At 64.3% G+C, this 13,441-nt stretch carries 17 protein-coding genes and 1 pseudogene; 12 read left to right on the plus strand and 6 right to left on the minus strand.

Translation table 11 applies throughout. From position 1 onward, the window contains the following. From HNP71_RS14255 to HNP71_RS12090, 5 genes and pseudogenes are all read right to left on the minus strand, one after another. Positions 1-95: pseudogene (locus HNP71_RS14255) on the minus strand (electron transfer flavoprotein subunit beta/FixA family protein); the annotation flags it as partial. A gap of 75 nt (positions 96-170) precedes the next feature. Beyond that, positions 171-1,325, minus strand: coding sequence for a pyridoxal phosphate-dependent aminotransferase (locus HNP71_RS12075; protein WP_183267187.1), 1,155 nt, complete (start codon positions 1,323-1,325; stop codon positions 171-173). A gap of 3 nt (positions 1,326-1,328) precedes the next feature. After that, entirely contained in the window at positions 1,329-2,576 is a 1,248-nt protein-coding gene (locus HNP71_RS12080) for a gamma-glutamyltransferase (RefSeq protein ID WP_183267188.1), read from the minus strand. Between the two features lie 81 nt (positions 2,577-2,657). After that, on the minus strand, positions 2,658-3,269 hold the full coding sequence (locus HNP71_RS12085) for a COQ9 family protein (protein ID WP_183267189.1): 612 nt from the start codon (positions 3,267-3,269) through the stop codon (positions 2,658-2,660). 2 nt (positions 3,270-3,271) lie between these two features. Next, positions 3,272-3,805 carry a peptide deformylase gene (locus HNP71_RS12090; RefSeq protein ID WP_183267190.1) on the minus strand — a complete coding sequence of 178 codons (534 nt, stop codon included), beginning with the start codon at positions 3,803-3,805 and terminating at the stop codon, positions 3,272-3,274. 140 nt (positions 3,806-3,945) lie between these two features. Between HNP71_RS12090 and rpsU the strand changes: the two genes are divergently transcribed. Then, positions 3,946-4,149 carry a 30S ribosomal protein S21 gene (gene rpsU / locus HNP71_RS12095; RefSeq protein ID WP_007421557.1) on the plus strand — a complete coding sequence of 68 codons (204 nt, stop codon included), beginning with the start codon at positions 3,946-3,948 and terminating at the stop codon, positions 4,147-4,149. Positions 4,150-4,215: 66 nt separating this feature from the next. On the opposite strand, the gene HNP71_RS12100 is transcribed toward rpsU, so the two are convergent. After that, on the minus strand, positions 4,216-4,464 hold the full coding sequence (locus HNP71_RS12100; RefSeq protein ID WP_183267191.1) for a sulfurtransferase TusA family protein: 249 nt from the start codon (positions 4,462-4,464) through the stop codon (positions 4,216-4,218). A 56-nt stretch (positions 4,465-4,520) separates the two neighbouring features. Here HNP71_RS12100 and HNP71_RS12105 point away from each other — a divergent pair, with 56 nt between their 5' ends. From HNP71_RS12105 to HNP71_RS12155, 11 genes are all read left to right on the plus strand, one after another. Then, positions 4,521-4,931: a Fur family transcriptional regulator gene (locus HNP71_RS12105; RefSeq protein ID WP_183267192.1), complete on the plus strand. Its 411-nt coding sequence runs from the start codon at positions 4,521-4,523 to the stop codon at positions 4,929-4,931. After that, a complete protein-coding gene (locus HNP71_RS12110) occupies positions 4,928-5,770 on the plus strand; it encodes a GNAT family N-acetyltransferase (protein WP_183267193.1) in 843 nt (280 codons plus the stop codon). The genes HNP71_RS12105 and HNP71_RS12110 overlap by 4 nt, the downstream gene beginning before the upstream one ends. A gap of 23 nt (positions 5,771-5,793) precedes the next feature. Further along, positions 5,794-6,300, plus strand: a complete 507-nt coding sequence (locus HNP71_RS12115) for an SspB family protein (protein WP_183267194.1) — start codon at positions 5,794-5,796, stop codon at positions 6,298-6,300. Between the two features lie 4 nt (positions 6,301-6,304). After that, a complete protein-coding gene (locus HNP71_RS12120) occupies positions 6,305-7,951 on the plus strand; it encodes a fumarate hydratase (RefSeq protein ID WP_183267195.1) in 1,647 nt (548 codons plus the stop codon). Then, positions 7,948-8,343 (plus strand): VOC family protein, encoded by a 396-nt coding sequence (locus HNP71_RS12125; RefSeq protein ID WP_183267196.1) that lies wholly within the window; start codon positions 7,948-7,950, stop codon positions 8,341-8,343. The genes HNP71_RS12120 and HNP71_RS12125 overlap by 4 nt, the downstream gene beginning before the upstream one ends. Positions 8,344-8,393: 50 nt before the next feature. Next, a complete protein-coding gene (gene queA, locus HNP71_RS12130) occupies positions 8,394-9,419 on the plus strand; it encodes a tRNA preQ1(34) S-adenosylmethionine ribosyltransferase-isomerase QueA (protein WP_183267197.1) in 1,026 nt (341 codons plus the stop codon). Beyond that, positions 9,416-10,537: a tRNA guanosine(34) transglycosylase Tgt gene (gene tgt / locus HNP71_RS12135; protein ID WP_183267198.1), complete on the plus strand. Its 1,122-nt coding sequence runs from the start codon at positions 9,416-9,418 to the stop codon at positions 10,535-10,537. The genes queA and tgt overlap by 4 nt, the downstream gene beginning before the upstream one ends. Then, positions 10,534-10,998, plus strand: coding sequence for a preQ(1) synthase (gene queF / locus HNP71_RS12140; RefSeq protein ID WP_183267199.1), 465 nt, complete (start codon positions 10,534-10,536; stop codon positions 10,996-10,998). The genes tgt and queF overlap by 4 nt, the downstream gene beginning before the upstream one ends. Continuing rightward, on the plus strand, positions 10,985-12,031 hold the full coding sequence (queG, locus tag HNP71_RS12145; RefSeq protein WP_183267200.1) for a tRNA epoxyqueuosine(34) reductase QueG: 1,047 nt from the start codon (positions 10,985-10,987) through the stop codon (positions 12,029-12,031). Before queF ends, queG begins: the two co-directional genes overlap by 14 nt. Positions 12,032-12,264: 233 nt before the next feature. After that, on the plus strand, positions 12,265-12,777 hold the full coding sequence (locus HNP71_RS12150) for a hypothetical protein (RefSeq protein ID WP_183267201.1): 513 nt from the start codon (positions 12,265-12,267) through the stop codon (positions 12,775-12,777). A gap of 30 nt (positions 12,778-12,807) precedes the next feature. Next, positions 12,808-13,374, plus strand: coding sequence for a DUF5384 family protein (locus HNP71_RS12155; RefSeq protein ID WP_183267202.1), 567 nt, complete (start codon positions 12,808-12,810; stop codon positions 13,372-13,374). The last annotated feature ends 67 nt before the right edge of the window (positions 13,375-13,441 follow it).

Here is a 13,441-nt window from a genome sequence, read left to right on the forward strand (position 1 = left end):
TTCACGCCAGCCGTCTCAACGCCAGACTTATCCGACTTCACACGGACCTTCACGTTGTAATCAACCACGCGCTTCACAGCGACCAGCAATTTCATTTCTTATCTACCTCGCATCTGTCCCGAAATAGGGCAATATATTGATATGTGATGTTACAGGTTCTGGAAAGCCCGTCACCGCAGCCTGTAGAGCCGGTCCATCGCCGCCTCGATATCGGCCAGTTTCGCGCAATAGCTCATGCGCATGTAGCGCCCGCCACGCACGGGATCGAAATCATAGCCCGGCGTAGTCGCAATCTTGTGGTCCTCGAGCAACCGGGCGCAAAAATCAGCGCTGTCCTCGCCCCGGCCTTGCAGGTCCACATAGATGTAAAACGCGCCATCCGGTGGTGAAAATACGGTGAACCCGGCGGCACTCAGCCCCTCCGTCATCACCTTGCGGGCGATTGCGTAATTGCGCCGGTTGGCTTCCAGCTCCTCACAGCAATCCAGCGCCGCCTCGGCCGCCACTTGGGAGATATAGGGCGGGGAGACGAAGAAATTCGCCGCCAGACGCTCCACCACCTGCACCAGTTCCTCGGGCAGCACCATCCAGCCGATTCTCCAGCCGGTCATGGAGAAATATTTGGAGAAGGAATTGATGACAATGGCGCTCTCGGAGAACTGCGCCGCGCTGGCCTGCGGCTTGCCGTAAGTAAGGCCGTGATAGATCTCATCCGAGATCAGCCTTATGCCATTGGCATGGCAGTAGCGGGCAAGCTCAGCCAGGGCCTCAGGCGCCAGCATGGAGCCGGTGGGGTTCGCGGGGCTGGCCAGGATCAGCCCTTCTGGCTTACGCGGCAAGGCTTCGAGCATGGCGATCGTCGGCTGGAACCCGGTCTCGATGCCGCAGGGCACCACCACCGGCTTCAGCCCCAGCGCCACCGCGATATTCACGTAAGGCGGGTAATAGGGCGCGGCCAACGCAATCTCGTCGCCCGGATCGAACGCCGCGAGATAGGCCAGCGGAAACGCGCCCGAGGCGCCGAAGGTCACGGCGATGCGCGCGGGCGACACGTCCACGCCGTACCAGTCCTGGATATGCGCGGCGATGCTGCGCTTCAGCGAAGGGCGGCCCAGCGCCTCGGTATAGCCCAGCGTATCATTGCTGTTCAGCGCCGCCACCACTGCCGCCTTGGCCCCGGCGGGCAGACCGGTGCCGGGTTGGCCGACCTCCAGGCGCAGCACGCCGGGCGCGCCGGGCGGCTGCGCGGCCGCAAGGGCATTGGCCCGGATGACAACATCCATCACCCGGAAGGACGGCACATGCCGCCCAGCGCCGATCTTCATGATTTACCTGCCGCCGACAGCGAGGCCCTGGCCGCGGCTATCGGCCACCGCCATACAAGAACGCTCGCCGCCCGGCACACCGCCCGGGCAGGAGATGACATTGGCTCGCCCCGGCTCTGGCACCTGCGCCGCCGGATGGCCCGCCAGCGCGTTGGCCAGACCGATCTGCGCGGCCTCGGCGGCGCCACCCTGACCGGTGCCACTGGCGGCTGCACGGAAGGTACCATCGGTATAGGCCATGGCGGCGGCGAGATCGGGCGCCGGGTTGCTATGCGGCGAGGCAGCCAGCAGCACGCCCGTGCCCGGCGCAATGCGCCCGGTGCCAAACAAGTTGTTGAGCGAGGTCACGCAGATCACCACGCCGCCATTCTTGTCCAGCGCCATGAAGCTGGCGGAAGCAGGCAGCGTCTCCATGGCCGGGGTGGCCACGGGCAGCGCGGCGGTGCTGTAATTCTTCGCAGTGCCGAACACCGGCGTCTCAATGCGCGGCTTGGCGCTGCTGAGATCCTGCGCGGTCAGCCCGCCCCCGGCTTCCTGCGCGGCGGCGGCGAAGTTCTGTGCATACCCTCCGGCATAGAAGCCTTGCACGCCCTGGGTGCGCAGAACCTCCAGCGTCGCGGCAAGGTCTGGCTGCGCTAGATTTGCGCCGGCGGGCAGCAGCGTGCCGTTGGGGGCGAACACGGCGGCGGCGGATGGGTCGGCCAGCAGCGCGGTGCCGACCACCTGCAAATCGGTCTCCAGCACCGGCGAGAGCTGGGCGCTGGCGGCTAGGCGCTCGGCGGGGACGATGACGGCCGATTGCGAGAGCTGGCCATAGCCCGCCTGCAGCGCCAGCAGGCCGCGCGCCAGGGTAGGCACGGCGGCCGGGCGGTCACCGCTGGATGCGGCGGGCGAACCGGCGGGAAACATCAGCGCCACCGGCGGCTGCAACTGGCCTTGGGCGTTGGGCATACGCACAAGGCACGCGCCACCGCCGCCAAGTGCCGCGCGCGAAGGCAGCGTGACAGCCATGGCGAAACCCTCAGCCGCCGCAGCGTCGGCCGCATTGCCGCCCTGGTTGAGCACCTGCCGCCCGACCAGCGCCGCCTGCGGCTCATCAGCCACCGCATAGCCGAACACGGTCTGCCCCTCGCCGTTCTGGCTCGGGCCCGGAGAGGCGTTGGTGCCCAGGATCTGGTGGCTCAGCATGGCGCAGCCGGAAAGCGCGGTAAGGGAAACAGCGGCGGCTAGGCGGAAAAAGCGGCTGTGCAAGGTGGACTACCCTTTGGATTATGGCTGGAAACCTGCTTAGCGGCGAATGCCCCGCCCGGCAACGCGGGCCGGGGGGCAGGTTCAGGCCGCGGCCGGACGGCCAGGACGCAGTATGCCGCGCCGTTTGGCAAAGCCCTGGCGCAGCTTGGCGATGCGCCCGATTCCGGCCAGGCGTCGGTCGAGGAAAGCGAGCGTCCGCTCGGCGTCCACCGAGGTATCGGCCAACCAGTACAGCAGCGTGGCCAGATAAATGGCGCCCAGGCTGGCGCGCTTGGTGTACCAGGAGAAATCGGCGGATTTGTCACCGGCGGCAAACCAGATGGCATCCGCCGTAGCGGCAACAATGCGCGCCATGCGCGGCGCTTGCGAGGGCAGCGCCAGACAGGAGAGCGCGCGGCGGATGGCTTCCTTATCCCCTGCCGTCTGCTCCAGCCGCAGAGCGACAACGGCACGCACCCGCGCGGTCAGCCCGCCTTCCAGGTTCTGTGCGAACTCGATCATGCGCTGGTCGGCCAGGGCAAAATAGGACTCGATCATCTCCCCCGCCCCGCCAGCGAACACCAGCCCGGCCTCGGCGGCATCCCGCCCCAGCGCGCTCAGCGCCATGCCCAGCGCCCGGCTGGTCCAGCCATCGAAAGGCACGTTCGGCACCAGCGCATCCAGCACCTTGGCGGTTTCTTCATCGATCTGCATCGTCAAATCTCCGGCAGGGGCGCGGGGTTGCGCTCCAACTCTTCATTATAGCCAAAATAGCGAAAATCCTCCATCCGCATGGGGTAGAGGATGCCGTCCAGATGGTCCGTCTCATGCTGCGCCACGCGAGCGGCAAAACCGGTCAGCTCCTCGTCCACCCTGGAACCATCGGGGGTGAAGCCGGTCAGGCGGATATGCGTGAAACGCGGCACGGCGGCGCGCAGGCCGGGAAGCGAGAGGCAGCCCTCCCAGCCCAGCACTTTTTCGCCCGAAAGCGGCTCCACCACCGGGTTGATAACGGCGCGCCGGGGCAGCGCCACCCCGGTATCGGACCGGCTGGCCGGCACATGGAACAGGAAAACCCGTTGTGAAACAAACACCTGCGGGGCAGCCAGCCCCACCCCGCCGGAATCGGCCAGGGTGTCGGCCATGTCGGCCAGCAGGCGGGCCAGTACGGGGGTGGTGAGGTCACCAACCTCCGCCGCGCGGGCCAACAGAACCGGGTGCCCCATGCGGGCTATCTTCAAAATCGCCATATTTGCATGATTGCCCCGGCAGAAATGATTTGGCGAGAGGCGAATCTGTGCTATAGGCGCCTTCACCTTTGCGGAACCGGCCTTCCATGGGCCGCGTTCTGCTTTATCTTTTTGGCATTCTTTCAGGAGTTGGCGAGCCGGTGCAAGTTCTCGTTCGTGACAATAACGTTGATCAGGCGCTCAAGGCGCTCAAGAAGAAGCTCCAGCGCGAAGGCGTTTTCCGCGAGATGAAGCTCCGCCGCCACTATGAGAAGCCCTCCGAGCGCCGCGCCCGCGAGGCCGCCGAGGCCGTGCGCCGCGCCCGCAAAATGGAGCGCAAGCGCATCGAGCGCGAAGGCTTCTAAGACCTTTTCACGAGATTTCGCCGGATTGAGCCGTGGATGGGACACCATCCACGGCTTTTCCTGTTTCTACCCCTTCTGGATCACCAGCACCCAGCTCCCGTCCTCCTGCTCGATGAGGTCCAGCGGATCGTGCCCATGATCGGCGGCGGCGCGGGGAACGTTACGCAGCGGATCCTCGCCCTTGAGCCGTACGAGAAGGATCTGCCCGGTCACCATCGTCTCCAGCGCAAGGCGGGTACGCACATAGGTCATCGGGCAAGTCTCGGCGGTGATATCAATGGCTTTGTCGTGTTGCGGCAGGGTGGATAATGGCATGGTAATTCCCGATAAAGGCTGGACCGGAGCAGAAACTTGGGCCACAAGGCACCGCGATGGATATAAGCATCGAGCGCCTGTGCATAGAGAACGGGCTGAAGATGACAGGACCGCGCCGGGTTATCGCGCGGGTGTTGTCTGAGGCAACCGACCACCCGGATGTGGATGAGCTGCACCGGCGGGCTACGCGCGTCGATAGCCGGATCTCGCTTGCCACCGTGTACCGCACGGTGCGCCTGCTCGAATCCAAAGGCATCCTCTCCCGCCGCGACCTCGGCAGCCGCCGCGCGCGCTACGAGGCCAGCGGGGACAAGCATCATTTCCACCTGGTGGACAAGGAAAGCGGCACGATCGTGGAATTCGACGCGCCACAGGCCGAGGCCATGCTGCGGGAGATCGCCAAGGCCCAGGGCTTTGAGGTGGACACCATTAAAATCGAGCTTTTTGGCCGGCGGACGGCCAAATGAACCAGGTTCTCATGCCCGAGCTGCCGCGTTTCACCATCGGCAATGCCGCCCCGAGCTTCCCCGAGCTGCGCGCAGGGAATCTTGGCGTGCGCCTTGCCACCACAACCGATGAGCTGGAAGCCGCGCAAGGCCTGCGCTATCGCGTCTTCTATGAGGAGATGGGTGCGAAAGCTGATGCCGCCACTATCGCCACCCGGCTCGACCGCGACGAGTTCGACACCATCGCCGACCATCTGCTGGTGGTGGACCACGACCTCGGCGAAGGTGCGGCCAGCGTCGTCGGTACCTACCGGCTGATCCGCCAGGAGGCGGCGGAACGCTTCGGCCGGTTCTACTCCGAGAGCGAGTACGATATCAGCGCGCTGAAAGCCTTCCCCGGCAAGAAGCTGGAGCTTGGCCGCAGTTGCACCGCCGCCGCCTATCGTTCCCGCGCCGTGCTGCAACTGCTCTGGCGCGGCATCGCCGCCTATGTGTTCCATCACGGCGTCGACCTGATGTTCGGCTGCGCTAGCCTCTCCGGCACCGACCCGGACGCGCTGGCCGAGGAGCTGACCTATCTCGCAACCCATCACCTCGCGCCCGAGGCGATCCGCCCGCGTGCCCTGCCCTCGCGCTATGTGGAGATGAAGCGGCTGGATGCGGCCAGCATCAACCCGAAAACCGCGATGATGCGCTTGCCGCCGCTGGTCAAAGGCTACCTGCGCCTGGGGGGATTCGTCGGTGCGGGCGCCGTGATCGACGAGCAGTTCAACACCACCGACATCGCCGTGGTGGTGCAGACCGACCTCGTGACTGAAAAATATTACCGCCATTACGAGCGGGAAGCGCGCGAAGCCTAAGCCGCGCCCCGGGAGAGTGTAAAATGACCGACGATGATGTGACCATACCCGATTCGCTGCTGCCCTATGACGAATGGACACAGGATGCGCTGCGCCAAGTCGTGGTAAGCGCTTTGCGACATGTTGCGCATGAGGGACTGCCCGGCGGGCACCATTTTTATATCAGCTTCAAGACCACCTATCCCGGTGTGGTCTTGCCTGAGCGTCTGCGCGCCCAGTACCCGGACGAGATGACAATCGTGCTGCAGCACCAATTCCACGCCCTGAACGTGGACGAGGCCGCCGGCACAATGTCCGTTGGCCTTTCCTTCTCTGGAATCCCCTCCAACCTCACCATCCCCATCGCCGCCATCACCAGCTTCGCCGACCCGGAAGTGCGCTTTGGCCTGCATTTCGACGTGACGGTGCCCGAGCCGGTGAAGGTGGCGGACATTCCGGCGCCGGAGGGCGACGACGTGCCCGCCCGCCCGAATGACGGCCCGGCCGCAGTGGTGAGCCTGGACGCTTTTCGTAAACGGCAGAAAGACTGAAGCCATGAACGCAGTGACCAAGCCAAGCCCCGCTTTCACCTATTCGCCGATGTTCCCGCTGGGCGCGGACACCACGCCCTACCGCAAGCTGGACATTGATGGCGTCTCCACCATCGAGGTGGAAGGCAAGACCGTGCTCAAGGTCTCGGCCAAAGCGCTCGAGGAGCTGGCCTTCACCGCGTTCGACGACGTCTCCCACCTGCTGCGCCCCGGCCATTTGCAGCAGCTCGCCAATATCCTGAAGGACCCCGAGGCCAGCGAGAACGACCGCTACGTGGCCATGGAGTTCCTCAAAAACGCCGTGATCGCCGCCAAGGGCGTGCTGCCCATGTGCCAGGACACCGGCACCGCCCTGGTCTTCGGCAAGAAGGGCCAGCGCGTCTGGGTCGAGGGCAACGAGGAAGAGGCGCTCTCCTACGGCGTGCATCGCACCTATACCGAGACCAATCTGCGCTACTCGCAGATGGCCCCAATCTCGATGTTCGAGGAAAAGAACACCGGCAACAACCTGCCTGTGCAGTTCGACCTCATGGCCTCCCCCGGCGACTACCACGCCGATGAGTTCCATTTGCAATTCATGGCCAAGGGCGGCGGCTCGGCCAATAAGACCTATCTGTTTCAGGAAACCCGCGCGACGCTGACGCCGGAGAAGATCTACTCCTTCCTGGAAGCCAAGATCAAAACCCTCGGCACCTCGGCCTGCCCGCCTTACCATCTCTGCATCGTCATCGGCGGCACCTCCGCCGAGCTGAACCTGAAGACGGTGAAGATGGGCTCCACCCGCTATTACGACGCCCTGCCCACGCATGGCGACATTTCCGGCCATGCCTTCCGCGACCTGGAGATGGAGCAGAAAGTGCTGGAGATCACCCAGAAGATCGGCATCGGCGCGCAGTTCGGCGGCAAGTATTTCTGCCACGATGTCCGCGTCATCCGCCTGCCGCGCCACGGCGCGTCGCTCCCCATCGGCATCGGCGTCTCCTGCTCGGCCGACCGCCAGATCAAGGCCAAGATCACCAAGGACGGCGTGTTCCTGGAGCAGCTCGAGACCGAACCCGCCAAGTACCTGCCCGAGATCCACGATGAGCATCTGGGCGGCGAGGTTGTGGCCATCGACCTGAACCGGCCGATGAAGGACATCCTGGCGGAACTCTCCAAGCACCCGATCAAGACCCGCGTGGCGCTGACCGGCACCATCGTCGTCGCCCGCGACATCGCCCACGCCAAGCTGAAGGAACGGCTGGACCGTGGCGAGGGCCTGCCCCAGTACATCAAGGACCATCCGGTGTATTACGCCGGCCCGGCCAAGACGCCCGAAGGCATGCCCACCGGCAGCTTCGGCCCCACCACCGCCGGGCGCATGGATTCTTACGTGGACCTATTCCAGGCCGCCGGCGGCTCGCTGGTGATGCTGGCCAAGGGCAACCGCTCCAAGGCCGTCACCGAAGCCTGCCATAAGCATGGCGGCTTCTATCTCGGCTCCATCGGCGGCCCGGCCGCCGTGCTGGCCCAGAACAACATCAAGAAGGTCGAGGTTCTGGAGTATCCCGAACTCGGCATGGAAGCCGTGTGGAAGATCGAGGTGAAGGACTTCCCGGCCTTCATCGTGGTGGACGACAAGGGCAACGATTTCTTCGCCGGACTCGCATGAAGTTCACCGTCGACCGTATCGACCATATCGTGATGGTGTGCCGTGACCTTCAGGTCACGGCCGCTTGGTATCAGCGCGTGCTGGGCATGGAGCGCGAGGAGTACGGCGGCAAAAACCGCACGGCCCTGCGCTTCGGCGCGCAGAAGATCAACCTGCACGAAGCGGGGGCCGAGGTGGTGCCGCACGCGCAGGACGCACGCCCCGGCGCGCTGGATCTGTGCTTCGTCGTGGCCGTACGGCCCGAGGACGTGGTGGCGCAGCTCCATGCCTGCGGTGTTGCCGTGGAGCGCGGGCCGGTGACGCGCATTGGCGCGCTGGGGGATATCGTCTCCGTCTATTGCCGCGACCCGGACGGCAATCTCATCGAACTCGCCTCGTATCTGGGGGACTGATTCATGATTGCGCACGCCAAGGGGCGCGCGGCCCCTTTGGGGGCGCGGCCATGAACCTCTCCGATTTCGACTATCATCTGCCCGATGAACGCATCGCCGTGGCTCCCGCCCGGCCGCGCGACTCCGCGCGCCTGCTGCATGTGGCGGCTGACGGGCTGCACGACCTCATCGTGCGCGACCTCCCCTCTTTGCTCCGCCCCGGCGATCTGCTGGTGGTGAACGACACCAAGGTGATCCCGGCGCAGCTCTCGGCCATGCGCGGGAACGCCAAAATCGGCATCACGCTTGATCGCCGCCTGGATGACGGCTCCTGGCGTGTGCTGCTGCGCAACGCCAAGCGCGTGCGCGCGGGCGATGTGCTGGTCATCGACCCGGAATTCTCCGCCGAGGTGCTTCAGGTGCTGGAGGGCGGCGCCGCCCTGCTGCGCTTCCAAGCGGATAATTTCTACGCCGCCCTGGCCCGCTCCGGCGCGCTGGCCCTGCCGCCCTATATTGCCCGGCCCGGGGGCATCACCGAGCAGGATAAGGCGGATTACCAAACCCTTTTCGCCACCAATGAAGGCGCCGTCGCCGCCCCCACGGCGGGTCTGCATTTCACGCCCGAGCTGCTGGCGGCGCTGGCCGCGCGCGGGGTGGAGACCACGCGGGTGACGCTGCATGTGGGCGCTGGCACCTTTCTGCCCGTGCGGGTGGAGGATGTGACCCAGCACCGCATGCATGCTGAGCGCGGCTTCGTCACGGCGGAAACGGCCGCCAAGATCAATGCCACGCGCAAGGCAGGCGGGCGGATCATCCCCGTCGGCACCACGGCGCTGCGGCTGATCGAGAGTGCAGCAGACGCGGACGGCGTGGTGCACCCGTTCGACAGCGAGACGGACATCTTCATCATCCCCGGCTACCGCTTCAAGGTGGCGGATCTGCTGTTCACCAATTTCCATCTGCCGAAATCCACGCTGCTGATGCTGGTCTCGGCCTTCGCGGGCATGGAGCGCATCCGCAGCGCCTATGCCCACGCCATCGCGGCGGGATACCGGTTCTACTCCTATGGCGATGCCTGTTTGCTGGAGCGCGCATGAGCTTTTCCTACGACCTTCTGGCCACTGACGGTTCCGCCCGCGCGGGGATGCTGCACACCGCCCATGGCGACGTGCCGACCCCCACCTTCATGGCCGTAGGCACGGCGGGCACGGTCAAGGCCATGACCGCCGACGCCGTGCGCGCCACCGGCGCCAAGATCGTGCTCGGCAACACCTATCACCTGATGCTGCGCCCGGGTGCCGAACGCGTGGCCAAGCTTGGCGGCCTGCACAAGATGATGGACTGGCCCGGCCCGATCCTCACCGATTCCGGCGGGTTCCAGGTGATGTCCCTCGCCAAGCTGCGCAAGATGGACGAAAGCGGCGTCACCTTCCGCTCCCATATCGACGGCACGCCCTATCACCTCACGCCCGAGCGCTCGACGGAGATCCAGCATCTGCTGGACGCCACCATCACCATGCAGCTCGACGAATGCACCAAATTCCCCGCCACGCATCAGGAGGCGGCGGAGTCGATGCGCCTTTCCACCCGCTGGGCCAAGCGCTCGCGCGATGCCTTCGTCCGGCGCGAGGGCTACGGCCAGTTCGGCATCGTACAAGGCTCCACCTACCAGGATCTGCGCCGCGAATCCGCCGATGCGCTGGCCGCACTTGAGTTCGAGGGCTACGCCATTGGCGGCCTCGCCGTGGGCGAAGGCCAGGAGATGATGTTCGAGGTGCTGGACTACACCACCCCGATGCTCCCCGCCCACAAGCCGCGCTACCTCATGGGCGTCGGCACGCCGGACGATCTGCTCGGCGCCGTGGCGCGCGGGGTGGATATGTTCGACTGCGTGATGCCCACCCGCGCCGGGCGCACCGCCCGCGCCTTCACCTCGCGCGGCATCTTCAACCTGCGCAACGCGCGCTTTCAGGACGATACGCGCCCGCTGGACGACAACTGCTCCTGCCTGGCTTGCACGCGGCATACACGGGCCTATCTGCACCATCTCTTCCGCTGCGAGGAGATACTGGGGCCGATGCTGCTCACCGCGCATAACCTTACCTATTACCAAAGCCTGATGCAGGGCGCGCGGGATGCGATTCTCGCTGGCAATTACACGGAATATTGCGATACCGTGCGCGCCGCCTGGGCCGCAGGAGACACCGACACATGACCGACGACCGTTACGCCGGGCTGCAACAGCTCGGCACAAAAACCGAAGCCCCGCAAAGCCCGCAAGAGGCCGTGCTGGAACGCGTGGCCGCTCATACTGGCGGCAAGAATGCCGTGGTGCGCTTCGTCTGCCCGGAATTCACCTCGCTTTGCCCGATGACCGGCCAGCCGGATTTCGCGCATATCGTCATCGACTACATCCCCGACCAATGGCTGGTGGAGAGCAAGTCGCTAAAGCTGTTCTTCCACTCCTTCCGCAACCATGGCGGCTTCCACGAGGCCTGCACGCTGATGATCGCCGACCGGCTGATCGAGCTGCTAGCGCCGAAATGGCTGCGCATCGGCGCGTACTGGTATCCGCGCGGCGGTATTCCCATCGACGTGTTCTGGCAGACCGGCACCCCACCCGAGGGCGCCTGGATCCCAGACCAGGGCGTGCCGCCTTACCGTGGCCGGGGCTGACCTAAAAGCCCAGATCACGGCCCGCGCCGAGGCCCTGGGCTTCGACGCTATCGGTTTTACTGCCGCCACCCTGCCCGAGGCGGCGCGCGAGCGGCTGAACGAGTACCTCACCGCCGGATACCATGGCGGCATGGGCTGGATGGAAGAGCGCGCCGAGCAGCGCGCACATCCGCAAGCTTTGTGGCCCAAGGCGGTAAGCGTCATCTCGCTGGGCCTGAGCTACGCTCCGCCCGGCGATGCCCTGGCCAACCTCACCCGGCCAGAAGTGGGCAACATCTCCGTCTACGCCCGCAACCGGGACTATCACGACATCATCAAGGGCAGGCTGAAAACACTGGCCCAGTTCATCGCCGCGCGCGGCGAGGGCGTGAAAGTCTTCGTGGACACCGCCCCAGTGCTGGAGCGTCCCCTCGCCGCCCAAGCTGGCCTGGGCTGGCAGGGCAAGCACACCAATCTCGTCTCACGAACACATGGCTCCTGGCTATTCCTGGGTGAGATTTTTACGACTCTGCACCTGGAACCCGATGCCCCGCACCCGGACCATTGCGGCTCCTGCACCGCCTGCCAAAGCGCGTGCCCCACAGGCGCTTTCCCGGCGCCATACCAGCTCGATGCGCGGCGCTGTATCTCCTACCTCACCATCGAGCATGCCGGGCCAATCCCCGAGGAATTCCGCATCGCCATCGGCAATCGCATCTATGGCTGCGACGACTGCCTGGCCGTCTGCCCCTGGAACAAGTTCGCCCAGGCCGGACGGGAGCAGAAACTGGCGGCGCGCGAGGACCTGACAGCGCCCTTGCTCGCCGGGCTGGCGGCGCTAGACGACACCGCCTTCCGCGCCAAATTCTCCGGTTCACCGATCAAACGAATCGGCCGCAACCGATTCGCGCGCAATGTCGCCATCGCCATCGGCAACAGCCTCACACCGGCCCTGCTTCCCGCCGCCGAAACCTTGGCTACGGATGCCGACCCGGTGGTGGCGGAGGCCGGAGCCTGGGCGGCGAACAGGATAACCCTTAAACCAGAAAGATAAATTTCCGTTAGCAACGTTTTATACAAAAAACCAAAATTAGTAGCTCTACAACTAACACATAAATCGATATCGTTATTTTAATTTTATCGAGTCAAAAAGCCACATCTTTAAAATTTGACAAAGAAAATAATTAACCACAAAAAGTCAAAAATAGTTCGCAGACGATACACTTGACTCATCCAAAACAAATTAGCTTTAATTCATGTATTGTCGAACCAAGGATATTCATCTCGATGAAGAAGCAAACAAAAGTTGCCGTGATTTCAGCCTGCTTCATTCTCACTGCCTGCCAGCAGCCCGGCGCTAATCTGGGGGCAAATGTTTACCAAGCGGATCAACTAAACCAATCCCAGGACGCTAAGGTTATTAATATTCTCTCTCTGTCACCAGCCAAAGTTGAAGTCAGCAACGCGCAGAATCAACGAGCCGCTGAAGTTGCTGGCGGCGTTCTTGGCGCAGTCGCAGGCGGCCTGATCGCCGGCAATGTCGGTGGCGGCAGTGTTGGCACCGGCCTTGGCGGCGCGGCTTTGGGTGGCGTCGGCGGTGCAGCCGCAGGTTCCCTCGTTTCCTCCAGCACGCTGGTTGACGGGGTAACAATTGGCTACACTGAAGACGGAGGCCTTCATACCTCAACGCAAGTTGGCGAGATGTGCCAGTTCAAGACGGGCCAGGCACTCGTGGTGAGTACGCAACAAAACGAAACGCGCGTGCAACCCAACGCCGAGTGCCCGCCCAAAAACAGCTAACCTGAACATTTTGATATTTCCTGGCATAGTATGAAATATTTCGTTCCACTTCTGACCCTCGCTGCATTCGCCGCGCCTGCTTTCGCGCAGGACAGTCAGGATCAAGCTGGTGTGGGCCTTGCCGCGATGGCGCAAGCCCAGACGCAGAACCAAGCCGCGGCTGAAGCTGAGCAAGAAGCCGAGGCACGCGCCGAAGCCGCTGCCGAGCACAGGCGGGAAGCCGCAGCAGCAGTTGCCGAGCGTCAGCGCGAGGCCGCAGCCGCTGCTGCCCAGGCTGCGGCGGAGGCGGACAAAAAACGTGATCAGGGCTTCCAGGACCAGGAGCGGGAACTGCTTATCGAACAGCAGAAGATCGAGCTGCAAAAAGAGCAGACCGACGCCAACCGCGAAAACGACATCGTCAACGCACAGCTGAAACAGCAGAACGCGCAGGCCGATGTCACCCAGTCTGAGGCCGATACAAACCGCGTTACCGCCCAGGCCAACGCCACGGCCACGGTGGACCAGGCTCAGGGCGCGCAAGCGCTGATGACCGACACCGGCAAGGCAGCCCTGAAAAAGTCCAGCGGGTTCCTGGGTACCGGCCTCGGAAATTAACCCACGCAACGAACAGGCTGCCCTAGCGGCAGCCCGGCCTTGGGATAGCAAAACTAGCCAATCCTGC

Origin of the sequence: Acidocella aromatica (genome assembly GCF_014201825.1) — a bacterium.
Taxonomy (GTDB): domain Bacteria; phylum Pseudomonadota; class Alphaproteobacteria; order Acetobacterales; family Acetobacteraceae; genus Acidocella; species Acidocella aromatica.

Excerpts from the sequence above, each read along its gene's own strand:
- HNP71_RS12075 (WP_183267187.1), bottom strand. The coding sequence starts at position 1,325 with ATGAAGATCGGCGCTGGGCGGCATGTGCCGTCCTTCCGGGTGATGGAT.
- HNP71_RS12085 (WP_183267189.1), bottom strand. The coding sequence starts at position 3,269 with ATGCAGATCGATGAAGAAACCGCCAAGGTGCTGGATGCGCTGGTGCCG.
- HNP71_RS12090 (WP_183267190.1), bottom strand. The coding sequence starts at position 3,805 with ATGGCGATTTTGAAGATAGCCCGCATGGGGCACCCGGTTCTGTTGGCC.
- HNP71_RS12100 (WP_183267191.1), bottom strand. The coding sequence starts at position 4,464 with ATGCCATTATCCACCCTGCCGCAACACGACAAAGCCATTGATATCACC.
- HNP71_RS12105 (WP_183267192.1), top strand. The coding sequence starts at position 4,521 with ATGGATATAAGCATCGAGCGCCTGTGCATAGAGAACGGGCTGAAGATG.
- HNP71_RS12110 (WP_183267193.1), top strand. The coding sequence starts at position 4,928 with ATGAACCAGGTTCTCATGCCCGAGCTGCCGCGTTTCACCATCGGCAAT.
- HNP71_RS12115 (WP_183267194.1), top strand. The coding sequence starts at position 5,794 with ATGACCGACGATGATGTGACCATACCCGATTCGCTGCTGCCCTATGAC.
- HNP71_RS12120 (WP_183267195.1), top strand. The coding sequence starts at position 6,305 with ATGAACGCAGTGACCAAGCCAAGCCCCGCTTTCACCTATTCGCCGATG.
- HNP71_RS12125 (WP_183267196.1), top strand. The coding sequence starts at position 7,948 with ATGAAGTTCACCGTCGACCGTATCGACCATATCGTGATGGTGTGCCGT.
- queA (WP_183267197.1), top strand. The coding sequence starts at position 8,394 with ATGAACCTCTCCGATTTCGACTATCATCTGCCCGATGAACGCATCGCC.
- tgt (WP_183267198.1), top strand. The coding sequence starts at position 9,416 with ATGAGCTTTTCCTACGACCTTCTGGCCACTGACGGTTCCGCCCGCGCG.
- queF (WP_183267199.1), top strand. The coding sequence starts at position 10,534 with ATGACCGACGACCGTTACGCCGGGCTGCAACAGCTCGGCACAAAAACC.
- HNP71_RS12150 (WP_183267201.1), top strand. The coding sequence starts at position 12,265 with ATGAAGAAGCAAACAAAAGTTGCCGTGATTTCAGCCTGCTTCATTCTC.
- HNP71_RS12155 (WP_183267202.1), top strand. The coding sequence starts at position 12,808 with ATGAAATATTTCGTTCCACTTCTGACCCTCGCTGCATTCGCCGCGCCT.